29 protein-coding genes are annotated in these 25,202 nt (G+C 66.0%); 11 read left to right on the top strand and 18 right to left on the bottom strand.

Annotated elements, in window-relative coordinates:
- Nucleotides 1–149: 149 nt before the first annotated feature.
- The 11 genes from ACN22W_RS09630 to ACN22W_RS09580 all read left to right on the top strand — a co-directional run bounded on the left by ACN22W_RS09630 (nt 150) and on the right by ACN22W_RS09580 (nt 16,012).
- A complete protein-coding gene (locus ACN22W_RS09630) occupies nt 150–581 on the top strand; it encodes an ExbD/TolR family protein (RefSeq protein WP_048250973.1) in 432 nt (143 codons plus the stop codon).
- A 16-nt stretch (nt 582–597) separates the two neighbouring features.
- Nucleotides 598–1,788 carry a tetratricopeptide repeat protein gene (locus ACN22W_RS09625; RefSeq protein ID WP_419683827.1) on the top strand — a complete coding sequence of 397 codons (1,191 nt, stop codon included), beginning with the start codon at nt 598–600 and terminating at the stop codon, nt 1,786–1,788.
- Between the two features lie 310 nt (nt 1,789–2,098).
- Nucleotides 2,099–2,674, top strand: coding sequence for a helix-turn-helix domain-containing protein (locus tag ACN22W_RS09620; protein ID WP_419683825.1), 576 nt, complete (start codon nt 2,099–2,101; stop codon nt 2,672–2,674).
- Between the two features lie 348 nt (nt 2,675–3,022).
- Entirely contained in the window at nt 3,023–5,821 is a 2,799-nt protein-coding gene (locus ACN22W_RS09615; RefSeq protein WP_419683822.1) for a TonB-dependent receptor, read from the top strand.
- A 217-nt stretch (nt 5,822–6,038) separates the two neighbouring features.
- A complete protein-coding gene (locus ACN22W_RS09610) occupies nt 6,039–7,961 on the top strand; it encodes an extracellular solute-binding protein (protein WP_419683820.1) in 1,923 nt (640 codons plus the stop codon).
- 12 nt (nt 7,962–7,973) lie between these two features.
- Nucleotides 7,974–9,026, top strand: a complete 1,053-nt coding sequence (locus ACN22W_RS09605; protein WP_048250978.1) for a microcin C ABC transporter permease YejB — start codon at nt 7,974–7,976, stop codon at nt 9,024–9,026.
- On the top strand, nt 8,980–10,089 hold the full coding sequence (locus ACN22W_RS09600) for an ABC transporter permease (RefSeq protein WP_193098424.1): 1,110 nt from the start codon (nt 8,980–8,982) through the stop codon (nt 10,087–10,089). The genes ACN22W_RS09605 and ACN22W_RS09600 overlap by 47 nt, the downstream gene beginning before the upstream one ends.
- On the top strand, nt 10,089–11,723 hold the full coding sequence (locus ACN22W_RS09595; RefSeq protein WP_419687399.1) for an ABC transporter ATP-binding protein: 1,635 nt from the start codon (nt 10,089–10,091) through the stop codon (nt 11,721–11,723). The genes ACN22W_RS09600 and ACN22W_RS09595 overlap by 1 nt, the downstream gene beginning before the upstream one ends.
- Nucleotides 11,724–11,847: 124 nt before the next feature.
- A complete protein-coding gene (locus ACN22W_RS09590; RefSeq protein ID WP_419683817.1) occupies nt 11,848–15,021 on the top strand; it encodes a multidrug efflux RND transporter permease subunit in 3,174 nt (1,057 codons plus the stop codon).
- 186 nt (nt 15,022–15,207) lie between these two features.
- Nucleotides 15,208–15,570: a hypothetical protein gene (locus ACN22W_RS09585; protein WP_419683815.1), complete on the top strand. Its 363-nt coding sequence runs from the start codon at nt 15,208–15,210 to the stop codon at nt 15,568–15,570.
- Between the two features lie 19 nt (nt 15,571–15,589).
- Nucleotides 15,590–16,012: a hypothetical protein gene (locus tag ACN22W_RS09580; RefSeq protein WP_419683813.1), complete on the top strand. Its 423-nt coding sequence runs from the start codon at nt 15,590–15,592 to the stop codon at nt 16,010–16,012.
- Nucleotides 16,013–16,117: 105 nt separating this feature from the next.
- On the opposite strand, the gene ACN22W_RS09575 is transcribed toward ACN22W_RS09580, so the two are convergent.
- From ACN22W_RS09575 to ACN22W_RS09490, 18 genes are all read right to left on the bottom strand, one after another.
- Nucleotides 16,118–16,255, bottom strand: coding sequence for a hypothetical protein (locus tag ACN22W_RS09575; RefSeq protein ID WP_419683811.1), 138 nt, complete (start codon nt 16,253–16,255; stop codon nt 16,118–16,120).
- Entirely contained in the window at nt 16,255–16,464 is a 210-nt protein-coding gene (locus ACN22W_RS09570; RefSeq protein WP_419683809.1) for a hypothetical protein, read from the bottom strand. Before ACN22W_RS09570 ends, ACN22W_RS09575 begins: the two co-directional genes overlap by 1 nt.
- A 15-nt stretch (nt 16,465–16,479) precedes the next feature.
- Nucleotides 16,480–16,890, bottom strand: coding sequence for a hypothetical protein (locus ACN22W_RS09565; protein ID WP_419683807.1), 411 nt, complete (start codon nt 16,888–16,890; stop codon nt 16,480–16,482).
- Entirely contained in the window at nt 16,887–17,237 is a 351-nt protein-coding gene (locus tag ACN22W_RS09560) for a hypothetical protein (protein WP_419683805.1), read from the bottom strand. The genes ACN22W_RS09565 and ACN22W_RS09560 overlap by 4 nt, the downstream gene beginning before the upstream one ends.
- Nucleotides 17,234–17,893 carry a hypothetical protein gene (locus ACN22W_RS09555; protein ID WP_419683803.1) on the bottom strand — a complete coding sequence of 220 codons (660 nt, stop codon included), beginning with the start codon at nt 17,891–17,893 and terminating at the stop codon, nt 17,234–17,236. The genes ACN22W_RS09560 and ACN22W_RS09555 overlap by 4 nt, the downstream gene beginning before the upstream one ends.
- Nucleotides 17,893–19,524: an SGNH/GDSL hydrolase family protein gene (locus tag ACN22W_RS09550; protein WP_419683801.1), complete on the bottom strand. Its 1,632-nt coding sequence runs from the start codon at nt 19,522–19,524 to the stop codon at nt 17,893–17,895. Before ACN22W_RS09550 ends, ACN22W_RS09555 begins: the two co-directional genes overlap by 1 nt.
- The gene (locus ACN22W_RS09545; RefSeq protein WP_419683799.1) at nt 19,521–20,228 is read right to left on the bottom strand and encodes a hypothetical protein; all 708 of its coding nucleotides are present in this window, start codon (nt 20,226–20,228) and stop codon (nt 19,521–19,523) included. The genes ACN22W_RS09550 and ACN22W_RS09545 overlap by 4 nt, the downstream gene beginning before the upstream one ends.
- The gene (locus tag ACN22W_RS09540) at nt 20,228–20,740 is read right to left on the bottom strand and encodes a hypothetical protein (protein ID WP_419683797.1); all 513 of its coding nucleotides are present in this window, start codon (nt 20,738–20,740) and stop codon (nt 20,228–20,230) included. The genes ACN22W_RS09545 and ACN22W_RS09540 overlap by 1 nt, the downstream gene beginning before the upstream one ends.
- A complete protein-coding gene (locus tag ACN22W_RS09535) occupies nt 20,737–21,141 on the bottom strand; it encodes a hypothetical protein (protein ID WP_419683795.1) in 405 nt (134 codons plus the stop codon). Before ACN22W_RS09535 ends, ACN22W_RS09540 begins: the two co-directional genes overlap by 4 nt.
- Nucleotides 21,111–21,377 carry a hypothetical protein gene (locus tag ACN22W_RS09530; protein WP_419683793.1) on the bottom strand — a complete coding sequence of 89 codons (267 nt, stop codon included), beginning with the start codon at nt 21,375–21,377 and terminating at the stop codon, nt 21,111–21,113. The genes ACN22W_RS09535 and ACN22W_RS09530 overlap by 31 nt, the downstream gene beginning before the upstream one ends.
- The gene (locus tag ACN22W_RS09525) at nt 21,377–21,823 is read right to left on the bottom strand and encodes a hypothetical protein (RefSeq protein WP_419683791.1); all 447 of its coding nucleotides are present in this window, start codon (nt 21,821–21,823) and stop codon (nt 21,377–21,379) included. Before ACN22W_RS09525 ends, ACN22W_RS09530 begins: the two co-directional genes overlap by 1 nt.
- Nucleotides 21,824–21,839: 16 nt before the next feature.
- Nucleotides 21,840–22,694, bottom strand: a complete 855-nt coding sequence (locus ACN22W_RS09520; RefSeq protein ID WP_419683789.1) for a major capsid protein P2 — start codon at nt 22,692–22,694, stop codon at nt 21,840–21,842.
- A gap of 45 nt (nt 22,695–22,739) precedes the next feature.
- Complete coding sequence (locus ACN22W_RS09515; protein ID WP_260449303.1) at nt 22,740–22,871, bottom strand: hypothetical protein; 132 nt, start codon at nt 22,869–22,871, stop codon at nt 22,740–22,742.
- Between the two features lie 7 nt (nt 22,872–22,878).
- Complete coding sequence (locus ACN22W_RS09510) at nt 22,879–23,052, bottom strand: hypothetical protein (protein WP_419683787.1); 174 nt, start codon at nt 23,050–23,052, stop codon at nt 22,879–22,881.
- Between the two features lie 127 nt (nt 23,053–23,179).
- On the bottom strand, nt 23,180–23,830 hold the full coding sequence (locus ACN22W_RS09505) for a hypothetical protein (protein ID WP_059728446.1): 651 nt from the start codon (nt 23,828–23,830) through the stop codon (nt 23,180–23,182).
- On the bottom strand, nt 23,827–24,387 hold the full coding sequence (locus ACN22W_RS09500) for a hypothetical protein (RefSeq protein ID WP_419683784.1): 561 nt from the start codon (nt 24,385–24,387) through the stop codon (nt 23,827–23,829). The genes ACN22W_RS09505 and ACN22W_RS09500 overlap by 4 nt, the downstream gene beginning before the upstream one ends.
- Before the next feature lie 5 nt (nt 24,388–24,392).
- A complete protein-coding gene (locus tag ACN22W_RS09495) occupies nt 24,393–24,722 on the bottom strand; it encodes a hypothetical protein (RefSeq protein ID WP_419683782.1) in 330 nt (109 codons plus the stop codon).
- A gap of 15 nt (nt 24,723–24,737) precedes the next feature.
- Nucleotides 24,738–25,166: a hypothetical protein gene (locus ACN22W_RS09490; RefSeq protein WP_419683780.1), complete on the bottom strand. Its 429-nt coding sequence runs from the start codon at nt 25,164–25,166 to the stop codon at nt 24,738–24,740.
- Nucleotides 25,167–25,202 lie beyond the last annotated feature (36 nt).

The following is a 25,202-nucleotide window of genomic DNA, read 5'->3' as shown; positions in this document are numbered from 1 at the left end:
TGGGACCGGCGCAAGCGCTAAAGCGCTAACGCTGGTCGACCGCGAAGCATGGGATCCGAGTAGGCGCTAAAGCGCCAACTCGGATCGACCGCAAAGCATGGGACCCGCGTAAGCGCTAAAGCGCTAACGCGGGTCGACAGGAGCCGACGATGGGAATGAATGTGCCTTCGGGTGGGGGCAATGCGGAACCGGAAGTGATGGTGGACATCAACACCACGCCGCTGATCGACGTGATGCTGGTGTTGCTGATCATGCTGATCATCACGATCCCGATTCAGATGCATTCGGTGAAGATGGACTTGCCGGTGGGCAATCCGCCGCCGCCGGCAACGCCGCCGGAAATCGTGCAGATCGACATCGACTTCGACGGCACGACGACATGGAACGGCGCACCCGTGCCGGATCGTGCGGCGCTCGAGTCGAAACTGACGCAAGTCGCGGCGGAACCGGTGCAGGCGGAGATCCATCTGCGACCCAACAAGCTGGTGCCGTACAAGGACGTGGCGGCCGTGCTGGCATCCGCGCAACGCGTGGGCGCGACCAAGATCGGCCTGATCGGTAACGAACAGTTCATGCAATGACGAAACGGACGAGCCGATGAACCAGCGACGATGGAAACGGATGATGGCGGTGACGGCGCTCGGCACGGCATGCATGCTCGGCCGGCCGGCGTTGCCGGCGGATGCGCTGCGGCCGGACGTGGCGAAACCGCTGGCGGCGGCACAGGAGCTGTACCGGGCGCACAAGTATCGCGATGCGCTCGGCAAGATCGCCCAGGCCGCGGCCGTGCCCAACCGGACACCGTACGAAACGTACATGGTGGAAGAGATGCGCGGCGCCGCGGCGATGGCGGCAGGCGACTCCGGCACGGCCGCCCAGGCCTACGAAACGGTGCTGAACTCGGGGCGGTTGTCGGGCGAGGACGAGCAGCGGACGACGGCGGCGCTGGCCGGCATCTACTTCCAGCAGAAGAATTACCCGCTGGCGATCCGGACCGCGCAGCGCTACCTGAAGGCGGGGGGAACGGATCCGGAAATGCGCACGCTGCTCACGCAGTCGTATTACCTGTCGAACGATTGCGCACCGGTCGTGAGCCAGTTGAAAGCGAGCACGGACGCGCAGGCGAATGGCGGACACGCGCCGGATGAAGGGCAGTTGCAGATGCTCGCGACCTGCGCACAGAAAGTGAAGGACGGCAACGCGTACCGCGGTGCGCTCGGGCTGCTGGTGGCCTATCACCCGAGCCCCGCGTACTGGGACGAAATGGTCACGGCCATTCGCGGCAACCCCGGGTATCTGTCGTCGCTCGACCTCGACATCTACCGGTTGCGCCGTGCGACAGGATCGCTCGCGACGGCCGACGCCTACATGGAGATGACACAGCTCGCGCTGGTGGCGGGACAGCCCGCCGAAAGCAAGCAGGTGATCGACCAGGGGTTCGCGGCCGGCGTACTCGGCAAGGACGCGCAGGCGGACCGCGAGAAGCGGCTGCAGACGCTCGCCGCCAAGCGCGCGCAACCGGGCGCGGATGCCGCGACGCCGGTGGCGCCGCTCGATGCGGGGATGAACCTCGTCTTTGCGGGCCATGCGCAGCAGGGCTTGCCGATGATGGAGCAGGCGATCGCGAAGGGCGGGCTCGAGCATCCCGATGCGGCGCGACTGCGGCTCGGCGAGGCGTACTACGTGGCCGGCCAGAAAACGCGCGCGGTGCAGGTGCTGCGCACGGTCAAGGGGGCCGACGGTTCCGGTGACCTGGCCAAGCTCTGGACGGCAGTGGCATCCCGGTAACGCAACGGAACGGCGCGACGGCGCGACGGCGCGCAATGCAGGCGCGGTCGGCAGGCGGCATGCCGCCACTGTAATGCAAGTGCTAGACGGTCAGGTCCGACGAGGAAAAGGGGCAGCCTTGTTAGTTAGTAAACCGAATGAAATATGCGAGGGCCGCGTGACCGCGCCGATCCGGAATCGCGCTGCGCCGCGTGCGGCTTTCGTGCGACAGCAGCGTGTAGCCGGGTGTCACGCCCGGCCGGTCGCGTCATCGCTTCGGTCAAGGATCGCCGACATCAAACCGATTTCGACTGCGAGGTTCCGTCTCTCCATGCCTTTGCCCCCTGATGAGTCGGTGCTCGTCGCCGTGTCGCTCGGCAACAAGATCCGGGCGCTGCGCCAGCGCCTGAAGCTCACGCTCGACGAAACGGCGACCATCGCCGGCATTTCGAAACCGTTCCTGTCGCAGGTCGAGCGCGGGCGGGCAACGCCGTCGATCACGTCGCTGGTCCGGATCGCGAAGGCGCTTGGCGTGACGATGCAGTATTTCATCGACACGCCGACGGAAGCGCGCTCGGTGTGCCGCGGCAACGCACTGAAGTATTTCCAGTTCGCGAATTCGGCGAGCCTGTTCGCCCGGCTGACGAACCTGGTGGACGGCCGCAAGCTCGACGCAATTCTCGTGCGGGTGCCGGTGGGGCAGTCGCCGTCGGAGGTGACGACGCATGCGGGCGAGGAGTTCGTCTACGTGATGCGCGGGCAGGTCGCGCTGACGCTCGAGGATTGCACGTTCACGCTGAACGAGGGCGATACCGCGCATTACGAATCGACGATGCCGCATGCATGGCACAACACGGCGGACGAGGAGGCCGTGATCGTCTGGGTCGGCACGCCGAGACTGTTCTAGCGGCGCGGCCGGCGCGGTGCGCCGCGATGAAGGAGAAGTACCCGATCGACAGCGGATGGCACGTGGTGCGGCGCGAGAACCGTGTCGCCGTCCGCGGGAATTTCCGTTGATCGAATCGGGAAGCAGTACGCAATGCGCTCAATGCAGGTAGTTAGTATGACGAATCAAAATCAAAAAAGGCGGTGGTGCTGAATGGCGCGGGTGCCCCGAGGCCGATCCGTTCGAGTCATCGCAGTCGGAAGGGTGGCAATCGCGGGTTCCGGTACACGGGCGCCCAGGACGTGCAAGGAATCCACAAGATTCCGGCGCGCAGCAGGTGGGGTCTTACTACGAGCGAGAGGGAACAAGATGAAGCAAAGAGTTTTGGCGTTGGCCATCAAGAGGATAGTCTGGGCGGAACTGGCGCTGACGGCCGTACTGGTGCCGCCGGCGTTCGCCCAGAGCCAGCCGGCGCCGGGCGCCGTCGCGGTCGCGGATGCGGTCGCGACCGGCGCGCCCGTGACCGTCGCACAGGCGGGCGGCACGTCGGGCGCGGCCGCTGCGACGGGTGCCGCGGCGCCCGACGCGGCGTCCGGTGCGGCAGCGGAGGCCACGCCCGCGACATCCGGTGCGAACGGGCAGGGCAAGGTCGCGCAGATCAAGCGGTTCGAAGTGACGGGCTCGCTGATCCGGCAGGCCGACAAGACCGGTTTCCAGCAGGTGCAGACGATCACGCCGAAGGAAATCCAGGCCAGCGGCGCGGTGACCGTCACCGACTTCCTGCGCGATGCGGCAGCCAACTCGGCGAACAGCTGGGGCGAGGGACAGTCGGGCAACTTCGCGGCCGGCGCCGCCGGCATCGCGCTGCGCGGCCTGTCCGAGAAATATACGCTCGTGATGATCGACGGCCAGCGCGTGGCGCCGTACGCGTTCTTCTCGAACAGCGTCGATTCGTTCTTCGACCTCAATACGATCCCGCTCAACGATATCGAGCGCATCGAAATCGTGAAGACGGGCGCCGTGTCGCAATACGGCTCGGACGCGATCGGCGGGGTCGTCAACATCATCACGAAGCACGATTTCCGCGGCCTGCAGCTCGACGGCAGCCTCGGCAGCGCGATCAACGCCGGCAATGGCGACGGGACGATAAAGTTCGGCGTGCTCGGCGGCTTCGGCGACTTGAACGCCGACCGCTTCAACGTGACGGCGGCGCTCAGCTACTACAAGTCGAACGGCTTCACGCTCGCCGACCGCGATTCGACCCGCAACCAGGACTTCACGGGCAAACCGGGCGGCTTCTCGCTGCTCGCGCCGTCCTACTGGAACATGCCCGGCGGCGTCGCGCAGGCGTTGAGCGGCGGCTGCCCGTTCGGCGGCTCGGTGCATCCTGCCGTGTCGAATTCGCTGTCGGCCGGGTCGCCGGGCACGGTCTGCGCGTACAACACCGCTGAAAGCACGTCGATCCTGCCGATGACCGAGCGCCTGAACGCGAAGATCCATGCAGACTTCAAGATCGACGACAAGACGACCGCGTTCGCGGATTTCCTCGAGAGCTACAACACGACCACGACCAACGACGGCCTGTGGAACAACGTGATCGGCAACCCGCAGAACCCGGCGCTCGTGTGGAATCCGCAAACGAAGCTGCTGTCGCCGTTCAACACGGTCGTGCCGATCAGCAATCCGTACAACACGACGGGCGCGGCCACGCCGCTTACCTATGCGTTCCCGAACACGGTCGCGCAGAAGACCTGGGCCAACTACTGGCGCGCGGCCGCCGGCATCAAGGGATCGTTCACGCTGCCGTACGGCGACTGGGACTGGGCGACGTCGGTCAGCCATTCGCAGAGCACGGTGTCGAACGTGTTCACGAACCAGCTGAACGTCAACGCGCTGAACAACATCTACCAGAACGGCACGCTGAATTTCGCGAACCCGGCGGCGACGCCCAACGGATTCAACGGGCTGTACCAGGAAGCGAACAACCTCGGCATCTCGAAGCTCGACACGATCGACGCGACGCTGTCGACGCCGAACCTGTTCCATCTGCCGACCGGTGACGTCGGTATCGGCTTCGGCGCGCAGTTCACGCACCAGAGCGAAGTGCTGACGCCGGGCTCGGAATACCTGAGCGGGGCCGTCGTCACGCCGGACCTGGAGACGGTGAACGGCCAGCGCAACGTCGCGGCCGTCTACTACCAGATCAACGTGCCGATCCTCGAGAACCTGACGTTCAGCCAGGCAGGCCGTTACGACCACTACACGGACGTGGGCGGCGCCTTCTCGCCGCGCTTTGCGTTGCGCTACCAGCCGATCAAGGCCCTCACGCTGTATACGTCGTACAACCGCGGCTTCCGTGCACCGACCTTCGTCGAGGACAGCAAGTCGCAGACGCTCGGCATCCAGGTCGACCCGGCCACCGGCCAGAACTATACGTCGATCACCGTCGGCAACCCGCACCTCTCGCCGGAACGCACGCGCAACTTCAACATCGGCTTCCAGGTCTCGCCGAGCCGCTACACGGATCTCGGTTTCGACTGGTACAAGATCCGCATCGACAGCGTGATCGGCCAGGGCGCGCCGTCGCTGGTCGCGACCGACCCGACGACGGGCCAGTTGCTGTACAAGGTGATTCCGTATCAGAACCTCGGCTACCTCGACACGAACGGCTTCGAAGGTACGTTCCGCCAGGCCCTGCCGCTCAAGGGCTGGGGCACGGTCACGCTGTCGGGTGACTGGGCGTACATCAACAGCTACAAGATCGGTTTCCCGGGCGGCACACCGGTGAACGGTGCGGGCAACAACTTCACGATCACGCAGCCGTTCGGCGGCAGCTTCCCGCGCTGGCGCGGCAACACGACGCTGGACTGGAACTACCGGAAGTTCGATGCGGCGCTGACGTGGGAGTTCACCGGTCCGTACGCGCAGAACCTCACGCCGGCGCCCGCGCCGTCGAAAGTCGGTTCGTACAGCCAGTTCAACCTGATGATGTCGTACACGGGCTTCAAGAACTGGACGATCTACGGCGGCATCAACAACATCTTCAACCGTACGCCGCCGTACGACCCGATCTTCGCGAACGGCACGCTGGACCAGAGCGGCTATGACACGTCGGTGTATTCGTACATCGGCCGGTTTGCGCAGATCGGCGCGACGTACAAGTTCTGATGGCGATTGCGATGCACTGACAGGCTTTAGACCGGCCGCTCCGCGTCCACACCCCCCCTTTATGGAGCGGCCTTTTTTCGCCTGGCGCCACGACGGTGCAGCTTGCAGGATCTTCTACAGCACGAACACCCAGCGGGACGCGGCGGGCACGCGGCGTCCGGCACAGGCTTCGACCGCGCGCGGGCGTCACGCCCGCACGCTTCCGGACAGACTGACCATGACACTGTTGAAATGGCGATGGACACGTGAGCCGCGCCACGCGCGCCCGACGCGCACGCACGCACGGATGCGCAACGGCACGCGTGCCGCGCTGCTCGCCTGCGCGGCGCTATTCGTGTCGGGCGGCGCCATGCCACGGGCCGCGCTCGCGGTGTCGGCGATCTCGCAATACGACCAGCCGAAGTATCGGCCGGATTTCACGCATTTCGACTATGCGGATGTGGATGCTCCGGACACCGGCACGCTCAATTTCGAAAACTACGACGAGCGGCAAAGCTACGATTCGCTGAACCCGTTCCTCGTGCGCGGCTCGCCCGCGCCGGACATCAAGAACCTGATGTTCGACACGCTGATGCAGCGCAGTTGGGACGAACTCGCATCCGAATACGCGTTGATCGCCGACGACGTCGAGATCGCGCCCGACGGGACGTCCGCGACGTTCCACATCAACCCGGCCGCGCGCTTCTCGAACGGCGACGCGATTACCGCGGCCGACGTCAAGTATTCGTTCGACACGCTGACGAGCCCGCAGGCATCGCCGATCTACAACGCGCAGTTTTCGATCATCAAACGCGCGGTGGTGGTCGACAGCCATGCGGTCCGTTTCGAATTCAAGCACGCGGAGCGCGACGCGGCGCTGATCGCGGGCGACCTGCCGGTGTTCTCGCCGAAATGGGGGCAACGCGCGGACGGCACGCGGCCGCCGTTCGACCAGATCGCGAACACACCGCCGATCGCGAGCGGCGCGTACCTGATCGAGCAGCGCAAGAACGACAAGCAGATCCGCTACGTGCGCAACCCGCACTACTGGGCCGCGAACCTGCCGTCGCGGCGCGGGATGTTCCGCTTCTCCCGCGTGTCGTTCAAGCTGTACCTGGACGAGTACACGGCGCTCGAAGCGTTCAAGGCCGGCGACATCGACGCGCGGATGGAATACAGCTCGACGCAATGGGCGCGCAAGTACGTCGGCAAGAATTTTCGCAACGGCCTGCTGAAGAAGGGCGAATTCCCGGACGGCCCCGCGCAGATGCAGGGGTTCCTGATCAACATGCGCAAGCCGATGTTCCAGGACGTGCGCGTGCGGCGTGCGCTCGCGCTGGCGTTCGACTTCGACTGGATGAGCCGGATGATGTTCTACGGCCAATATCGCCGCACCAGCAGCTTCTGGGAGGCGAGCCCGTTCGCGGCGTCCGGCATGCCGAGCGCGAAGGAGCTCGCGCTGCTCGAACCGTACCGGTCGACACTGCCGCCCGAGGTGTTCGGCCCGATGGTCAGCCAGCCATCGACGCTGCCGCCCGGTTCGCTGCGCGCGAACCTGAAGGAAGCGCGCGACCTGCTTGCGCAGGCCGGCTGGCACTATCGCGACGACGCGCTGCGCGACGCGAACGGCACGCCGATGACGATCGAGATCATCGACGACCAGCCCGGCATGGACCGCCTGATCCTGCCGTACACGCAGGCGCTCGCGACGCTCGGCATCCACGCGTACCTGCACGAGATCGACAGCGCCCTCTACCTGAAGCGGCTCGACAATTTCGAGTACGACATGACGACGTACATCTACCTGCCCGTGACGATCCCGGGCGCGGAGCTGACACGCCGTTTCGGCAGCGCGGCCGCGTCGGAGCCGGGCTCCGAGAATTATCCGGGCGTGAAGTCGAAGGCGGTCGATGCGCTGATCCGCGCGGCGCTCGCGGCCAACACGCTCGACGATCTCAAAACGGCCACGCATGCGCTCGACCGCGTGCTGATCAACCTGTACGCGTTGATCCCGCAGTACTACCTGCCGAACGCGCGGATCGGGTACAAGGCGACGCTCGGCCATCCGGCGATCGTGCCGGACTCCTATCTGTACGAGGACTGGATCATCGACTACTGGTACGTGAAGAAACCGGCGGCGCAACCCGCTCCGGCGGCCTGACGGGGAGCAACGATGCTGGCATACATAGTGAGGCGGCTGCTGCTGATGATCCCGACGCTGCTCGGGGTGGTGACGATCACGTTCGCGGTCACGCAGTTCGTGCCGGGCGGCCCGGTGGAGCAGGTGCTCGCGCAGTTGCGCCACGGCAGCGCACGCGGAGGCGAGGCGGGCGGAGGCGGGGGCGGCTACCACGGCAGCCAGGGTGTCGATCCGCAGCAGATCGAGCAGATCCGCAAGCAGTTCGGTTTCGACAAGCCGCCGCTTGAACGCTACGTGCTGATGCTGAAAAGCTATGCGACGTTCGACCTCGGCCAGTCCTACTTCGCGCACCGCAGCGTGTGGGCCGTGATCCGCTCGAAGCTGCCGGTGTCGATCACGCTCGGGCTGTGGACGGTGATCCTCACGTATCTCGTGTCGGTGCCGCTCGGCATCGCGAAGGCGGTGCGCAACGGCTCGCGCTTCGACACCGTGACGAGTGTGCTGGTGTTGACCGGCTACGCGGTGCCGGGTTTCGTGCTCGGCGTGCTGCTCTTGATGCTGTTCGGCGGCGGCACGTTCTGGCAGGTGTTTCCGATGCGCGGGCTCACGTCGGACAACTTCGACGACCTGACGCTGATCGGCAAGACGCTCGACTATCTGTGGCACATCGTGATGCCGGTGACGGCGGCGGTGATCGGCAATTTCGCGATCGTCACGATCCTGACGAAGAACACGTTCCTCGAGGAAATCGGCCGGCAGTACGTGCTGACCGCGCGCGCGAAGGGGGCGCCGGAGCGCGACGTGCTGTGGAAACACGTGCTGCGCAATGCGGCGATCCCGCTGCTCACCGGGCTGCCGGCGGCATTCGTCGGCGCGTTCCTGAACGGCAACCTGCTGATCGAGACGCTGTTCTCGCTCGACGGGATGGGGCAACTGTCGTACGACTCGGTGATCCGCCGCGACTATCCGGTCGTGCTCGGCTCGCTGTTCCTGTTCACCCTGATCGGTCTGCTGACCAAGCTCATCGCGGATATCTGTTATGTCGTCGTCGACCCCCGTATCCAGTTCAGCCGCCTGGACCACTGATTCCCCGTGCGCGTGCGCGCCGTCGCCGTCGCCATGGCGACGCACGTGGCAGCGCTTTCGCGCACAGCCGCTCGGTTATGCGAGCCTCGTGATCTTCGCGGCGCTGTTCGCGCTCAGCCTGTGTGCCGACGTGCTGTCGAACGACCGGCCGCTGCTCGTGCGCTACGACGGGCACTATTATTTTCCGATCGCGAAGGATTATCCGGAAACCGAGTTCGGCGGCGACTTTCCCGCGAAGACGAACTACCTCGATCCGTACATCCGCGCGAAGCTCGAGACGCACGGCAATTTCGCGATCTATCCGCCGAACCGCTACCGCTACGACACGATCGACTACTTCGCGTCGCGACCGTATCCGGCGCCGCCGTCGGCAAGCAACTGGCTTGGCACCGACCAGTTCGGGCGCGACGTGCTCGCGCGGCTGCTGTACGGGTTCCGGCTGTCGGTGCTGATGGCGTTCGCGCTGACCGTGTCGGGGGTGCTGGTCGGCGTGCTGACCGGCGCGCTGCAGGGCTTCTACGGCGGCCGCACCGACCTGTTCGGGCAGCGCCTGATCGAGATATGGAGCGCGCTGCCCGACCTGTATCTGCTGATCATCTTCGCGTCGTTGTTCACGCCGTCGCTGTGGCTGCTGTTCATCCTGCTGTCGATGTTCGGCTGGCTCGTGCTGTCCGATTACGTACGCGCCGAATTCCTGCGCAACCGCACGCTCGATTACGTCAAAGCGGCACGCACGATGGGGCTGACGAATGCGCAGATCATGTGGCGCCACGTGCTGCCGAACAGCCTCACGCCGGTGATCACGTTCCTGCCGTTCCGGATGAGCGCCGCGATCCTGTCGCTGACGAGCCTCGATTTCCTGGGGCTCGGCGTGCAGCCGCCGACGCCGAGCCTCGGCGAGCTGCTGCAGGAGGGGAAGAACTACCTCGACGCATGGTGGATCTCGGTCTCCGCGTTCGCGGTGCTGGTGGTGACGCTGCTGCTGCTGACCTTCATGGGCGACGCGCTGCGCAATGCGCTCGACACCCGCGCACGCGGCTCGGCGTTCGGCGGGGGGCGATGATGACGAACGCGTTGCTGCAGATCGACGGATTTTCCGCGCGTTTCGGCGCGAAGGCGGCGGTGCAGGACCTGAGCCTGTCGGTCGGTCGCGGCGAGCGCGTGGCGCTCGTCGGCGAATCGGGCTCGGGCAAGAGCGTGACGGCGCTGTCGATCCTGCGGCTCGCGCAGCAGGCGACGCTGTCGGGACGGATGCTGTTCGACGGCGAGGATCTGCTCGCTAAGACCGAACAGCAGATGCGCGGCATTCGCGGTGCCGACATTGCGATGGTGTTCCAGGAACCGATGACCGCGCTGAATCCGCTGTATACGATCGGCAAGCAGATCGCCGAGAGCCTGCGGCTGCACGAGGGGTTGCGCCCGGGCGACGCGCGAGAGCGGGGAATCGCGTTGCTGCGGCGCACCGGTATCCCCGAGCCGGAGCGTCGTATCGACAGCTTTCCGCACCAGTTGTCGGGCGGGCAGCGCCAGCGCGCGATGATCGCGATGGCGCTCGCGTGTCGGCCGCGCTTGTTGCTCGCGGACGAGCCGACGACGGCGCTCGACGTGACGGTGCGCCAGCAGATCGTCGACCTGCTGATCGAATTGCAGGAGCAGGAGGCCGCCGCGCGCGGGATGGCCGTGCTGCTGATCACGCATGACCTGAATCTCGTGCGGCGCTTCGCGCAGCGCGTGGCCGTGATGGAGCAGGGCGTGCTGGTGGAGACGAACACGACCGGTGCGCTGTTCGCCGCGCCGCAGCACGCGTACACGCGCCGGCTACTCGACAGCGCACCGCAGCGGGACGTCGAGCCGGTCGCCGCCGGCGCGCAGACGATCCTCGACGTGCAGAATCTCGCCGTCGACTACCGCATCGCGGCGAAGGGCTGGCGCGCGGTGCTCGGCAAGACGACGTTCCGGGCCGTGCACGACGTGAAGCTGAACCTGAGGCGCGGCGAAACGCTCGGGATCGTCGGCGAGTCGGGGTCGGGGAAATCGACACTGGCGGCGACTGTGCTCGGCCTGCAGCGGCCGGCGGCCGGCTCGATTGCGATCGACGGCATGCCGCTCGACTCGCTGCGCACGACGGGTGGCCGGCGCGCGCTGTACGGCAGGATGCAGGTCGTGTTCCAGGACCCGTTCGGCTCGCTGTCGCCGCGGATGACGGTCGAGCAGATCGTCGGCGAGGGGCTCGCGGTGCACCGTCCGCAGGTGGCCGGCGCCGCGCGTCGTGCGCGCGTCGCCGCGCTGCTGCAGGAGGTCGGGTTGCCGGCCGAATCGATGCTGCGCTATCCGCACGAATTCTCCGGTGGTCAGCGGCAGCGGATCGCGATCGCGCGCGCGCTGGCGGTGGAGCCGGAACTGCTGGTGCTGGACGAGCCGACGAGCGCGCTCGACGTGTCGATCCAGAAGCAGGTGCTGAATCTGCTGACGAATCTGCAAAAGAAGTACAAACTGAGCTACCTGTTCATCACGCATGATCTCGCGGTGATGCGTGCGATGGCCCACCGGGTCGTCGTGATGAAAGCGGGGCGCGTGGTCGAGGAGGGCGATACGCTCGACGTGCTGCATGCGCCCACCCATCCGTATACCCGCGCGCTGCTGGCGTCGTCGATGCTGGCGCCGGAGCGCGGCCCGCAAGAGAGAACCGATGATTGACGTGAACCGGGCGAAGCGCGCCCAAGTCGCCCGCGCGCGGCGCGGCGGTGCCGATTTCGTTGCTGTTGCCCAAGCCGTCCGGCGGTCCCGCGCCGGCACGCCGGCGGTTCGCTGACGCGTGCCCATGCCGTCGTTTTTCATCGATCGTCCCGTCTTTGCGTGGATCGTCGCGCTCGCGATCGTCGTCGCGGGCGTGCTCGCGATTCCGCAGCTTCCGATCGCGCAGTATCCGCGCCTCGCCCCGCCGCGGGTCGTGATCACCGCCGCGTATCCGGGCGCGTCGACCGAGACGGTCGACGGCGACGTCGGCAGCATCATCGAGGAAAGCCTCGACGGTGCCGACGGGCTCCTGTACTACGAGACGAGCAGCGACGGTCACGGCAACCTCGAGATCGACGTGACGTTTTCGCCCGGCACCGATCCGGACATCGCGCTCGTCGACGTGAACAACCGGCTGAAGCAGGTCGAGTCGCGGTTGCCGCAGCAGGTCGTCCAGCAGGGGATCGGCGTGTTCAAGGCGGCGAACACGTTCCTGATGCTCGTCACGCTGACGTCGACCGACGGCACGCGCGATTCCGCGCAGCTCGGCGATTACCTGAACCGCTACGTGCTGCGCGAACTGAAGCGCGCGCCGGGCGTCGGCGCAGCCGAACTGTGGGACGCCGACGAAGCGCTGCGGGTCTGGCTCGATCCGCACAAGCTGCGCGAATACGGAGTCGGCGCCGACGACGTGATCGCGGCGATCGGCACGCAGAACGCGACTGTGACGGCCGGCGCGATCGGCGATGCGCCGTTTCCGGGCGGCCAGCAGCTCACCGCGTCGATCGTCGTCAAGGGGCAGCTCGCGTCGCCGGACGAGTTCGGCCGGATCGTGCTGAAGTCGAAGACGGACGGTTCGGCGGTGCGCGTCGCCGACGTCGCGCGGGTCGAGATCGGCCGCGACGACTATTCGTTCTATTCGCGGCTGAACGGCCGGCCGGCGGCGACCGTCGGCATCCAGCTCGGCCCGCGCGGCAACGCGCTCGAAACGTCGAACGCGATCCGCGCGCGGCTCGCCGAGCTGTCGAGGACATTGCCGCCGGGCGTCGCGATCGAGATTCCGTTCGACGGCGCGCATTTCGTGAAGATCGCGATCCGCGAAGTCGTGCTGACGCTCATCGAGGCGGTCGTGCTGGTGTTCTGCGTGATGTGGCTGTTCCTGCGCGACCTGCGCTACACGCTGGTGCCGACCGTCGTGATTCCCGTCACGCTGATGGGTGCGTTCGTCGCGATGTGGGCGTTCGGGCTGTCGATCAACGTGTTCACGATGTTCGGCCTCGTGCTGGCGATCGGCATCCTCGTCGACGATGCGATCGTCGTCGTCGAGAGCGTGCACCGGGTGATGGAGGAGGGCGTGTCGCCGCGCGACGCGACGCGCCGCGCGATGAAGCGGATCGGTGGGGCGATCGTCGGCGTGACCGCGGTGCTGACCGCCGTGTTCGTGCCGATGGCGTTCTTTCCGGGCACCGTCGGCGGCATCTACCGGCAGTTCGCGGTGGCGATGATCGCGTCGATGCTGGTGTCGTCGTTCATGGCGCTGTCGCTCACGCCCGCGCTGTGCGCGAACCTGCTGAAGCCGGTCGCGCGACACGACGGCGCAACCGGCCGTGCGCGGCGACGCGGGATCGGCGCGCGCCTGGCCGACCGGTTCGGTGCGGCGTTCACGCGCGCCGAAACCGGTTATCGCCGCGTCGCGGTGTTCGCCGTGCGCCGCACCGGCATGGTCGTGGCGGTCTACGCGGCACTCGTGATCGTCTGCGGGCTGCTTTACTGGATGATGCCGGGCGGCTTCCTGCCGACCGAGGACCAGGGGCAACTGCAGGTGATGATCCAGTTGCCGGCCGGTGCCACGCAGGCGCGCACGCTCGCGGTCGTCGAGCGTGTCGAGGCGGTGCTGCATGCGGAGCCGGCGATCGCGAACGTGACGAGCGTGATCGGCTGGAGTTTCGCGGGCAGCGGGCAGAACGTCGGGATGGCGTTCGTGGAGCTGAAGGACTGGGCGAAGCGCGACTCCGACGCGATGGCGTTGCGCGACCGGCTCAACCAGCGTTTCGGCACGATTCTCGACGGCGACGTCGAAGCGTCGCTGCCGCCGTCGGTGCGCGGTATCGGGCATTCCGACGGATTCACGTTCCGGCTCGAGGATCGGGGCGGTGTCGGGCTCGACGCGTTGAAGGCGGCTCGCGAGCAGCTTTCCGAACGCGCGAAGGCCGATCCGTTGCTCGCCGCCGTGCATTTCGAAGACCTGCCGGACGCGCCGCGTATCGAGCTCGACGTCGATCGCGCGAAGGCGTATGCGCTCGGCGTACCGTTCGAGCGGATCGCGGGGTTGCTGGGCGGTACGTTCGGCTCGAACTACATCAACGATTTTCCGGCGTCAGGGCGGATGCGGCGGGTGATCATCGAGGCCGACCCGACCGCACGCGCGACCGATGCGCAGCTGATGGCGCTGACGGTGCCGAACCGCACCGGCGACATGGTGCCGCTGTCGGCGATTGCCGCGCCGCACTGGACGATCGGCCCGGTGATGCTGAATAGGTACAACGGTTATCCGTCGCTCGACATCAGCGGCCGGCCGGCGACCGGCACGAGTTCGGGCGCGGCGATGGCGGAGATGGAGCGGCTCGCCGGCGCGCTGCCCGCTGGGATCGGCTTCGACTGGGTCGACGCGGCGCGCGAGGAGCAGGTCGCCGCACGGCAAACGCCGCTGCTCGTCGGGCTGTCCGTGCTCGCGGTGTTCATGGCGTTGGCCGCGCTGTATGAAAGCTGGACGATTCCGCTGTCGGTGCTGACGATCGTGCCGCTCGGCATGATCGGCGCGATTGCGGCGGCGCTCGCGCGCGACATGCCGAACGACGTGTATTTCAAGGTCGGGATGATCACCGTGGTCGGATTGGCGGCGAAGAACGCGATCCTGATCGTGCAGTACGCGCGCGATCTGGCCGGGCGAGGTGTGCCGCTGCGGCAGGCGGTGATCGACGCGGCCGCCGCGCGATTCCGGCCGATCGTGATGACGTCGATGGCATTTTTGCTCGGGGTCGTGCCGCTCGTGCTGGCGACGGGCGCGGGTGCGGAAAGCCGGCGGTCGATCGGGACCGGCGCGTTCGGGGGCGTGCTCGCCGCGACGATGTTCGGGCTCGTGTTCGCGCCGGTGGCGTTTCGGGTGGTGGCGTCCGTCGGTAAGCGTGGCAAGCATGTTGCGACGACGCGGCGGGAGGCGCGGCGGGCGGAAACGGTTGGGGATCTGGAGATTGATTGACGGTCGCGGAGGGTTGTTGGCGACGGAATCAGGGGTTGGGAGACGTGAATATCGTATTTGACATAATCAACATTATCAACGTCAAATCGCGATTTGTCTGATTAGACCCCAAAGAAGTTGTAAGGCCCACATCGCACCATGCAAAGCCCGGATTCCCCGGGCTTTTTTTTTCGGACAAATAAGACGATGAAGTACCCCAACCAACGATACGGGAACCCGGCCGAGCTTCGACACTACGCTGCAGATCGGCCAATCAAGCAACTGGCGCGGGAGCTGCGCCGATCAGAGCGCACGGTGCACGACTGGCTGGTCGGCCGCGAGCGCGTACCATTCTGGGTGCCCGAGCTGCTGCGCCTGCGCCGGTACGAGCACGGGAACCGCGTTCGCGAAATGACCTGGGCGGCACACGACGAGAAAATTTCCGCGAGGTCTTGCGCGCAGCACGCCGCGTCCGCGCCGTGCGCCGCAAATGACCCCATCATCCAATACCCGGCGCTCGTGCAACTGGAGCTGATACCGCCTGCGCCCGCCGAGCGCTGGATCGCCTAAACAACCGAAGGAGACCGTTTTGAAGCTTACCGTTGCACTCACGCTCGCCGCTGCATGTCTTACCGCACACGCTGAAGATCTGTCGTACCCGATACTCAGCTGCAATGTCTTCAACGGAGCCATTCCTTTCGTGCGAGCTGAGGCGGCATCGCTGCGCCGCCCATTCGTGTCGGACATTGCGTACTATCCGCCGCGTCGAGGAATCACGTTCAACGGCCTGCCGGTTGTTGCTGTATTCGGTTTTGAGCACAACTCACCGCTGTTTCCGCGCGGCCCTGGGACGGCCCCGCCTCGCATGTACGGCGTCACGATCGAGGGCACGCCGGCTACGGGCAACTCTATCGTCCAGGGTAGCCGCGCGCGGGCAGATGTTTCCGGCATGCGCGCTCGAGGCCATGAATTCATCGACATATCCTGCATATCGCAAGGAGGCGCGTTCTAACAAAAAGCCCCGGTTTCCCGGGGCTTTTTTACTTCCGGCGACGGAAGCGGCCTTTGTTGTCGCGCGGCGGCGTACGACGCTTATGGTGCTTCGACATAGATCCTCCTATTTATCGATCCCGAGTTTCGTTTCAATGCGCGTCAGGCGTCGCTCCAGCGTGACGCTGATCTTGATGGCGACTACCGGCACCGCCAGCAGATTCACGACGCTTACGCCGATCGTCAACGCCTGCCCGATATCCATTACGCCCCCGGCGCGCCGGTCGGCGGCGTCGACGGGCTGTCCGGCACGAACACGGCGAACAGGCCGAACAGCGCTTGGAGGATCGCGGTGATCGCGCCGACCTTCGTCGGGTTCGCGCCGAGCTGGATAGCGGCCGTCGACGCTGCGGTTGCGAGTACGCCGATGCCGGCGTGCGTGCTCGGTTCGCCGAGCCGATCGAGTAAGGACATGGTTTTCTCCTGGTGTCACAACGAAAGGAAGTTGCCGAAATCGGTCGGCGCCGCACCGTTTCCCGGTGATACGTCACTGGTGCCGCCGCCCCACCCTGCACTGTTGCCGGTGTCAAAGGTCGGGTCCGGCGACGTGCCGGCGAGCGTGAACCAGTTCTTCACGCTCGACCATTGCTGACCGAGCCAATCGCGCGTTGCCTGGCCGGACGCGTAGCCGGCCGCTGCCGGGTTGAAGTCGCCCGTAGCCGGATCGGTCAGCGCGGATGCGCCCGGGATCTGCAGGACGGCCCCCGTCAGCGTGCCGTCGACGTTGCTCACGGCCTGGCCGGCCGATGCGACGATCGAGCCTCGCTTCACGTAGGCCAGGCCGATCAGGATCACGCCCGCGCCGATCGCGAGCCCTGCAGCGTTCGCTTTTAGGCTCATGGCAGCGTGAAACCATAGTTGTTGATCCCCGCCTCGCCTGCCTTTGCAAGCGCATCCGACAGGTCCTGAGACATCGCGCCGCTCAACGCATCCGGGTTCCACGACGTGGACGCGTACGGGTTGTCGACGGCGAGCGGCGTCGTGCCGTTCGTCGAGCCGCCGAAATTCAGCAGCGTGGATAGCGCGCCAGGAAAACCGCTGCCGCTCTGCCCGGAAACGACGGCGGGCGTTGACGACGACGGTGCGGCCGCGTTCGTCGCGCCCTGTCCTTTGAAGTAGCGATAGAGCGCGAAGCCGAGCACAGCGACGCCGAGCCCGAGCGCGAGGTTGTTGGCCGTGTCTTTCATGCGAGTACTCCCCCGGCCGCCTGATACCACGACTGCAGTTGCGAGGGGCTGCGGTTGTGCCCCTGCGAGTTCGGCAGGCTCTCGAAGATGACGCCCGTCGAATTGATCTGTGCGTATGCGCCGTTCAAGTCGCCGGCTTCGATGTACGGCAATGCGCCCAGGTCAGACAGGTATTGCACCGCGCCGGCGTCCTGGCTGGCCGGCGTGAAGTCGACGAGTCCCGCTTCCCCTGCAACCTGGTTCCAGGTGCTGAAGATGAACTGGTACGCGCCGGCCGCCGTGCTGACGTAACCGGGGCGCCACGGGATCGGCACTCCGATGTCCGGGTGCCGGCTGTAGTCGGTGAACGTGCGCCCGCCGTTGATGACGTTGTAGCGATTGTTCGACTCAGCCATGCGCAGCATGTACAGGAATGCGGACAGGTTCGCGTCGTAGCCGTTGGAGTTCGGATTGTCAGCCGTGCCAAGCATAGTGTTCACCGTTCCGTTCAAGTCGCTCCAAGCGCCGGATGCGCTATCGAGCAGGTCAGAAAATCCCAGGTCCGTCGAGCTGCTCGAATCGCTCGGTGCGACGCTCGCGCTGCTCGACTGCGAGTAGAGAAGCGCCGCCGCGCCGGCCGCGAGCACGAGAACCGCGAGCCCCGTGTTGTCGGCCATCAGTCGAGATCCCAGGTGCCGACGTACTGGAGGTTCGCTGCGCCCGCGACGGCCGCGAGGATGACGATCGTTCCGTTCGCATTGATCCGCCCTGGCGCGGTGCCGTCGCCCGACGAGCCGCCCGAATACGCGATCACGATCGGCACCGGTGCGGCCGGCGCATAGCCTGCTGGCAACGTCGCCACGGTCGCGCCCGACGCGACCGCGCCGGCCGGCTGCGACTGCGTGCCTCGAATCGCGCACCGGCATTGCTTGTTGCACACGCTCGGCGTTCCCGACCAGCCCGACGCGACAGTCAGATTGGCGGCCTGATTCACCAGCGGTACGGGCGCACCCCACGCGTTGGTGCCCGTCACGGCCGCGCGAATCATCATCCAGGGGTTCGCGCCGTAGTCCGCGACCAACTGCCACGTGACCGTATCGGCTTGCTTGAACGTGTACACCGCGCCGTTGTACGTGTGCGGACCGAATGTCCACGATGCATCCGTGCGGTACATACCGATGCCCATCAACATCTGACTCGGCATCGCGGTTGCGCTGTACAGCGTGCCGCCACCCTGCGCGCTCGACAGGTTGAACACGCGATTCGTGCGCTGCCCCGTCAGGCCAGCCATCGGCCAAATCACGTCCGCTAGCAGCTGCGCGTAGTGCGCGTTCAGGTTTTCGTTCGGGTGGATCACGCGCCCCGAGCCCGCAACGATGTCGTCGGCCATCCAGTGCGTTGCCGCGCTGCGCGCTTGCTGCGCGAACGTGTACAGGTCGATCAGCACGCAATCGAAGTGCTCGGCCAGCGCGCGGATACCTGGCGCGATCATTTCGCACCAGTATTCGCAGCGCCCGGACGGCGTGTCGCCCATCGTCATCGGCACGCACAGGTACAGCGCGAGCGTGCCGACCGGATACGACGCGCGGATGCGCGACAGGCCCTGGTAGTACTTGTCGATGAACGCCTTTGCGTCGGCCGCCTGCATTGCGCCCGGGTCGTTTGCGCCCCACGCCATCAGGTATCCGGTCGGCCCCTGCGCCATGTCCTGGTCAAGGTAGCCCGTGCTGGGGACCAGCCAATCATCGATCTTTGCGCCGCCGTGCCCTGCGTTGATGATCGTCTGGAACTGGATACCGCGATCGAGCGCGGCGACGGTCAGCAGCTGGTCGAGCTTGAACGTGGTGTCGACCAGGCCATCGCCCGCGACCGTGCTCGGCCCCGACAGGATGATTTTGTTTCCCGCGCCGGCGCGCACGTTGGCGATCACGTTCGACGCAAGCTGACGGTTGCTCACGATCTGCGTGTCTTGCCACGACAGGTTTTGCTTTCGCACCGACACCGGCGACGTGGACAGGCCGTCCGCGAGCATCAGCGCGCCCGGTCCCTTCAGCTTCGCGCCGTAGCGGTTGTCGTACGCGGCGGCCAGCACGTTGAAGCCGGCCGGAATGTACAACTCGCCTTCGAGGTCGGTCGCGTTGATCGCGTCTTGCACGTTGTCGAATTCGTTGAGGCTCTTCGACAGCAGCGCTTTTTGCTGCAGCGTGCTCGGCACCGCCCCCGCCTGCGGTTGCGTATACGCGACGATGTTCGCGCCGTAGTTCGCGCTCGCGAGGCGCGCGGCGATTCCGGAAAAGCGGCCGCTCATGCGATCACCTGCAGGTTTGCCGACGCGCCGGTGTCGCTCGTCGCGTACCAGTCAATCTGCGGCGCGTCCGTCTCACTCCAGATATCGCCAGGCAGCAGCACGATCACTGCGTTGGTCGGCGTAACGCCTGCCCCGCCGACGAACAGCTTGCCCGTCGACGCGAGCGGGTTCGCGACGCGCAGCGCGCGGCATGCGCCCGCCGGGCGGAAATGCACCTGGTTCGGCGCGCCACCGTTGAAGGCCGGCACGGGCACCGGCGCGGCGTCCGTTACGCTCGTCGCCTGCATCGGCTGCACCGGCACGGGGTTCGCGGTCGTGTTGTTGATGCCGACGTTCGTTGCGGTCAGCGTCGCGCCCGACACGTTCACCGTGCCCTCTACGACGACGGGAACCGGGTTGCCGATCGCATTCGCGATGGTGACGGTGGTCTGCAGGAACTGCAGGTCTACGTCGCCGTCCGTGATGATGAAAATGACGTTCGTGTCGACCGCGACCGTAAGCGTGACCCCTGCGAAGCCACCGCGCGGCGTCGCCTTGAACGACTGACCGACGTTATCGACCTCGTACAGTTCGGAGTTCCCAGAGTCGAACTTGACCGACACGTTGTTGCCCTGGTCGGCACCCTGCAGAAAAAATACCTTCCCCTGGATCGGGAACCGTTGACCGACCGATCCACCCTTGATGAGCTGCTTAATCGTCTGCATTACGCGGCCTCCCGCAGCACCGGCGCGAGCACGACCAGGCCGACGACGACGAGCGCGCCGATCACGATCACGCGTTGGTTGCCGGTCTTCGAATCCTGGTATGCGGCGGCGACCTGTTGCGACGAATCCTGGTATGCAGACTGCACCGCCTGCGTGGCTTGCTGGAATGCCGCCTGCGCGCCCGCGACGCTATCCAGCGCGCCGTTGATCGCGAGCTCGGCCGTGTGCGAGCTCGCGCTCACCGACGACGTGCCGATTGCCGTCACGTCGGAAAGCGCGTCATGCGCTAGGCCGAACGATGCGGCGATCGATCCTTGATCGGTCGGCGTCACGTTGATGTTGACCGAGCCGCCGCTCGACGCAGTCGCGCCGACGCCGCCGCCACCGACGTCAAGCCGCTGGTCGACGTTCTGGTTGCTGGTCTTGTCCGAGCTGCTCGAACTGCCACCGTTGCACGGCGTCGCCGGCAGGCCGAGGCGGACCAGGTGAATCTGTTGAGGGCGAAGAATCATTTCAGGTCCTTTCGCATCAGCACGACGTCGCCCCGGCGCCATGCCGGATAGAAGCCGCTGTCGATGGCTTTTTTGATGAGGCCGCGCCGACGCGTGCGGAAGGCGATCGACCGGAATCCTTCCGCCTGGCGTTCGACGAGCGCGAGCCCGAATTCGGTCAGGTCGAAACCGGCGCGGCCGGCCGCTGCCTGGATGAATAGTTCGCCGCCGTCGACCTTCAGCGACCAGGCGAGCACCGGCACGCCCTCTTGCTCGAGCACGAAGCAATCGCCCTTCGCCGCGCAGTCGGCCGCGCCCTCGCCCGTCGTCATCCAGCGATCGACGGGCGCGAACATGCGCGCGATTTCGTCGCGCGTCGCCGGCCGCATGGTCACGCCTTGCGATGCTTCAGCGCGTACCATGCGACCGCCCCGATCAAGAGGTAAGGAAGGTATTGCTGCAGGATTCCGCTGCCGACCGCCGCGGTGCCGGCCAACGCGGTATCGAGCGAGCCGCCGCCGTTCGAGACGACGAACGAGCCGTCATTGAACGTGCTGTTCGTCGTCGAGTACGCGGCCGATGGGCCGCCGCCGAACGCGGCTTGCAGTGAAGGCATACCGGCCCAGGACGGCGCGCCTGCAGTGATAGGGGAAGTCATCAGCCCTCCCCGCGATCGAGCAGCAGCACGGCCAGGCCGATCAGCAACAGCATGCCCATACCGTTACCGCGCGTCAGGCTCGGCCCGGTGCCGACCGGATACGTGGTCCCGTTCGGTGCGCGGTAATACGGCACATTGCCCTGGGCCGTCAGGCCGTTGGCGATCGCGTCGCCGGCCACGGCCGCGCCCAACAGCGACTGGAAGCCCGACAGCCACAGCGCACCGTTGTTGCCGCTCGAATTCGTGCTGCCGTTCGTCTGCAGCTGGCCGAGCGTCGACGGCAGGCTCGTGTTGTCCGACGTGTCTTGGCTCGTCGTATACGTGTAGTTCGAATTCGTCGAATCGGGACCGTAGATCCCGTACAGCGTCGACGCATCCGCCCCACTCGGGTCAACCGAACCGGATCCGACGTCGGTCCCGTCGAGGGAGAAATCGTAGAGCGACATGCCGCCTCCCGGTCGGTTAGCGGTTGATCGGGTCGACGATTTTCGCGTAGCCCATCAGGAACACCGGCCCGGTCTGCGTGATGACGCGGATGAACACGTTCTTCGAGAGCGTCGTGTTGAGCCACTTCTCGCGCATGCCCTGCAGATCGAAGTCGACGACGAACAGGCCAGCCTGCGGCACCTTCTGGTAGTCGGTCTGGTCGTCCTGGTACACCGCCGGGGTGCCTTCGGAAATGATCACCTGGTTGTTGCGGATCTGGAGCGACTGGATCGAGCCCGCGCCGGCCTGGCCGTAGTTCGACTGGTGCAGGTAGATCTTCGTGATGACCGAACCGGCTTGCTGCACCGGCAGCGCAATGTCGTTTTGCCCGACCGTCATCAGAGCGTAGGTCGCCGACTGTTCCTTGAAAACCCAGGGGTTCTTGGACGGATCGCTTTCCTGCGCCCAGGCCGTCATGCCGACGCCGGCCGGCGCGGACGCGTTGATCTTGATTTCCATCGTGCATTGCTGCAGGCCGGCCGTTGCCAGGCACGTGAACAGCTCTTCCTGCACCTGCGTGGACTGGATCGTGACGCCCGCGCTGTTTTTCGTCGCCGAGCTTTTCGCGCCGCGCCGCGTGAAGTCGATCAGCGCGACGTTGGTCGGGTTCGGCTTGCCCTCGTACAGGTTCTGTGCGAGCAAATCCGAGCCGGCCACGGCCCACACGGGCTTACCGTTTTGCTTGATCGTGATGAGGTCGATCATCGAGATCAGCAGGCCGCCGGTGAAGTACAGCTTGATCCGCTCGTACGTCGGGCCGCACGGGATCGACAGCAGCGCGGTCTGCCCCGGGTTGACGTTCTGCAGGTTGACGAGTTGCTCTTTGCGCATCGCGCGCTCCTATGTTCGTGAAGGTGGACCGTTGCCGCGAGGCGCTTAGGCTGCGCTAGCGCCGCCCGGGAGGTACGGGCCGATCACCGGGATCTGGAACACCGACTTCTGGATGAAGGCGCAAAGGGCGAAGGTGCCGAGAACGACGATGGCGGTCTTGACGTGCGGGTTTTTCATGTGGACCTCAGGAGTTGGGGAAGTCAGATTGCGACGTGGACCAGATCGTGTTGCCGTCGACCAGCTTCTTCGCGGCCGGCCACTTGGAAATGATCCAGGCGGCGACCAGGACGCCGACCGTCGTCGCGATGACTTCCTGGGCGAGGCGGTGCTTCGAGGGCAGGTAGGCGGAGAGGGACACGTAGCGTTCTATGGGGTGAAAGAGCCCTCATCCTGCGGACGGGCGCCGGAAATGACAAAAGCCGGGAATCCCTTGTCAGATCAGGGATTCCCGGCTTTCCGGGCCTGCAAAAAATGTTGCTTCGACGCTACTCGTACGACACGACGCCCGTGGTCACCTCCCCTTTCTCCGCGTCGCGATGGATGTAGTGGAACTTCTGCAGGCCGAGGATTTCAGCCTTGTCGACGAACAGCACGTCGGCCATCACCTTCGCATCGGCCACGTTCGACACCGCGTAACAGTGAATCTCGGTGCAGTTGCCGAGGAAGTCTTTGTCGACCTGGGCGGGCCGCTGCGACACGCCGATCAGCGTCATCTCGCGCGAGTGCGCGCCGGCCGTCGTCATGCTCTTCCAGGCGGTCGGAGCCTTGTGCGGCTTCGTGACCAGCATCAGCTCTTCGACGATGACGGTCCACCGTTTGAACCCGGGATTCTCCAGGATTCTGCAGAAGCGATCGAACTGCGCTTCGCGCTCGGCGTCGTCCTGGGACGGCACGAACACCAGGCGCGTTTTGCCGGCGGCCAGCGCCTTCACCAGCTCCTGGATCGTATAGACGCGCTCGCCGCCGATCTCGCCCGCGTAGTCGTCCGGCCGGGAGATTTCGAGAGGCGACCACACCAGGATCGGGCCGCGCACCTTCGGGAGGAAATAGCGCTTGATCCACACGCCTTTGCCCGAGCGCGAGCGGCCGATCACGCCGATGATGCCGCCGTGCCGCGTGCCGGTGCGCCGCGTCATGCCGCCACCATCTGGTCAGCCATCAGCGCGCCCGGGTCGACACCGACGAATGCAGGCTCGCCGGCCTGCGCGTCCGGTGCCGGTTCTGCAGCGGCAGCAGGCATCGGCTCGACGTTCTGCCCGGGCTTCGCCGGTGCCGGCGCGACGGCGCGCACGACGTGATGCTTGCCGGCGGCCGCCGCTTCCATCTGCGCGCGCATGCGCCGGTTGCGCAGCGCGAAACCGATGCTCCAGGCGAGCGGCACGGCAGCGACCGCCAGCTTCAGCAGCGGATGCTTGATGACGTTCGTGACACCGCCCCAGCCGTAGTACGCATCGCATTCGGCCAGCGCGTCGGCAATCTCGCGCGTAACGTCGTCGGTCCAGTCGTCCGTGCACTCCGGCAGCATCTTCAGCACGACGCTGCGCGCCTTGTTCAGCCCGAAGAAATACTGGTCCGACAGCGATGCGGCTTCCTTCGCCTCTTCAGCCTGCAGCTGCTGCTGTTGCTCGTCGGCGAGCGCCGCGCGCTCCGCCGCCTCTTCCTGCCCGATCTGGTCGAGCGCCTTGATATCCATGATGGTCAGAGCCCTTCGAAGGGAGTGCCCGCGAGCAGCGAGCGCCGCTTCGGTTTCTCCGGGATTTGCTTGGGATTAGCGGCCGGGGTCGGGCCGCCGGGAGGCGTGGTTTCCCCGGGATTCCCGGGGTTGTCGTCGTAAGGGTCAGCCATCAGCGTGACTTCCTCTCGCACGAAACGCTGTGAGTGCGCAACGCCGTCGTACTCGAAACGGCACGTGCAGCGATCACACTTGCCGTAGGCGCGTCCGCCCCTGTTCAGCTTGACCCTCACGACTTCCGAGCAGCCCTTCGTCTTGCAGGGCACGGTGCCGATGTACTTGCCAGGTGCGGACATGGGTGCGCCCTCCCCTTATGCCTGCGCGTCGGTCGGCGTCTTCGTCGCGTCGGTGTCCTGGGCCGCCGTCTTGCCCTGGGCGAGCATGAAGTCGGCCTGTACGAGCTTCGCGGTGCCGAGCGCTTGGTCGGCCAGCGTGACGGCCTGCTGCACCTGGGACATGTGGCTCTGCAGCGTCGACGTGACGCCCTGGGCGAACGTGTCGATCTTGCCGTTGACGAACGCGGTCAGTTTCTCGCTCAGGGCGTCTTCGAGCGTCGACAGGTCGGCCTTCGCGGCCGCTTCGATCGCCGCGACGCGGCCGTCGATATCGGACAGCGCGTCGTGCAGCGCGCCGGCCAGCTCGGTCAACGTCTGGTTGTGCGGCAGGTTGCCGGCGACGAGCACGACGAGCTCTTCGGCCTTTTCCTTCACGGCCGCGATCAGGGATTGCAGTTCGGACATGGTCTTCCTCTCGATGGTGTGCGGCCGGAGTCGGCC

This window comes from Burkholderia theae, from assembly GCF_048565265.1.
Classification (GTDB): Bacteria; Pseudomonadota; Gammaproteobacteria; order Burkholderiales; family Burkholderiaceae; genus Burkholderia; species Burkholderia theae.
The sequence above is the reverse complement of the archived record's forward strand: the minus strand, read 5'-3'. Positions and strand labels throughout refer to the sequence as shown.

Bases quoted from the DNA above. Each gene is read 5' to 3' on its own strand.
- ACN22W_RS09505 (WP_059728446.1), bottom strand. From the start codon at position 23,830: ATGACGCGGCGCACCGGCACGCGGCACGGCGGCATCATCGGCGTGATC.
- ACN22W_RS09585 (WP_419683815.1), top strand. From the start codon at position 15,208: ATGAAGTACCCCAACCAACGATACGGGAACCCGGCCGAGCTTCGACAC.
- ACN22W_RS09600 (WP_193098424.1), top strand. From the start codon at position 8,980: ATGTCGTCGTCGACCCCCGTATCCAGTTCAGCCGCCTGGACCACTGAT.
- ACN22W_RS09540 (WP_419683797.1), bottom strand. From the start codon at position 20,740: ATGATTCTTCGCCCTCAACAGATTCACCTGGTCCGCCTCGGCCTGCCG.
- ACN22W_RS09550 (WP_419683801.1), bottom strand. From the start codon at position 19,524: ATGAGCGGCCGCTTTTCCGGAATCGCCGCGCGCCTCGCGAGCGCGAAC.
- ACN22W_RS09605 (WP_048250978.1), top strand. From the start codon at position 7,974: ATGCTGGCATACATAGTGAGGCGGCTGCTGCTGATGATCCCGACGCTG.
- ACN22W_RS09625 (WP_419683827.1), top strand. From the start codon at position 598: ATGAACCAGCGACGATGGAAACGGATGATGGCGGTGACGGCGCTCGGC.
- ACN22W_RS09560 (WP_419683805.1), bottom strand. From the start codon at position 17,237: ATGAAAGACACGGCCAACAACCTCGCGCTCGGGCTCGGCGTCGCTGTG.
- ACN22W_RS09590 (WP_419683817.1), top strand. From the start codon at position 11,848: ATGCCGTCGTTTTTCATCGATCGTCCCGTCTTTGCGTGGATCGTCGCG.
- ACN22W_RS09620 (WP_419683825.1), top strand. From the start codon at position 2,099: ATGCCTTTGCCCCCTGATGAGTCGGTGCTCGTCGCCGTGTCGCTCGGC.
- ACN22W_RS09610 (WP_419683820.1), top strand. From the start codon at position 6,039: ATGACACTGTTGAAATGGCGATGGACACGTGAGCCGCGCCACGCGCGC.
- ACN22W_RS09595 (WP_419687399.1), top strand. From the start codon at position 10,089: ATGACGAACGCGTTGCTGCAGATCGACGGATTTTCCGCGCGTTTCGGC.
- ACN22W_RS09515 (WP_260449303.1), bottom strand. From the start codon at position 22,871: ATGAAAAACCCGCACGTCAAGACCGCCATCGTCGTTCTCGGCACCTTC.
- ACN22W_RS09530 (WP_419683793.1), bottom strand. From the start codon at position 21,377: ATGACTTCCCCTATCACTGCAGGCGCGCCGTCCTGGGCCGGTATGCCT.
- ACN22W_RS09525 (WP_419683791.1), bottom strand. From the start codon at position 21,823: ATGTCGCTCTACGATTTCTCCCTCGACGGGACCGACGTCGGATCCGGT.
- ACN22W_RS09500 (WP_419683784.1), bottom strand. From the start codon at position 24,387: ATGGATATCAAGGCGCTCGACCAGATCGGGCAGGAAGAGGCGGCGGAG.
- ACN22W_RS09555 (WP_419683803.1), bottom strand. From the start codon at position 17,893: ATGGCCGACAACACGGGGCTCGCGGTTCTCGTGCTCGCGGCCGGCGCG.
- ACN22W_RS09545 (WP_419683799.1), bottom strand. From the start codon at position 20,228: ATGCAGACGATTAAGCAGCTCATCAAGGGTGGATCGGTCGGTCAACGG.
- ACN22W_RS09575 (WP_419683811.1), bottom strand. From the start codon at position 16,255: ATGGATATCGGGCAGGCGTTGACGATCGGCGTAAGCGTCGTGAATCTG.
- ACN22W_RS09570 (WP_419683809.1), bottom strand. From the start codon at position 16,464: ATGTCCTTACTCGATCGGCTCGGCGAACCGAGCACGCACGCCGGCATC.
- ACN22W_RS09615 (WP_419683822.1), top strand. From the start codon at position 3,023: ATGAAGCAAAGAGTTTTGGCGTTGGCCATCAAGAGGATAGTCTGGGCG.
- ACN22W_RS09535 (WP_419683795.1), bottom strand. From the start codon at position 21,141: ATGGTACGCGCTGAAGCATCGCAAGGCGTGACCATGCGGCCGGCGACG.
- ACN22W_RS09520 (WP_419683789.1), bottom strand. From the start codon at position 22,694: ATGCGCAAAGAGCAACTCGTCAACCTGCAGAACGTCAACCCGGGGCAG.
- ACN22W_RS09490 (WP_419683780.1), bottom strand. From the start codon at position 25,166: ATGTCCGAACTGCAATCCCTGATCGCGGCCGTGAAGGAAAAGGCCGAA.
- ACN22W_RS09630 (WP_048250973.1), top strand. From the start codon at position 150: ATGGGAATGAATGTGCCTTCGGGTGGGGGCAATGCGGAACCGGAAGTG.
- ACN22W_RS09495 (WP_419683782.1), bottom strand. From the start codon at position 24,722: ATGTCCGCACCTGGCAAGTACATCGGCACCGTGCCCTGCAAGACGAAG.
- ACN22W_RS09565 (WP_419683807.1), bottom strand. From the start codon at position 16,890: ATGAGCCTAAAAGCGAACGCTGCAGGGCTCGCGATCGGCGCGGGCGTG.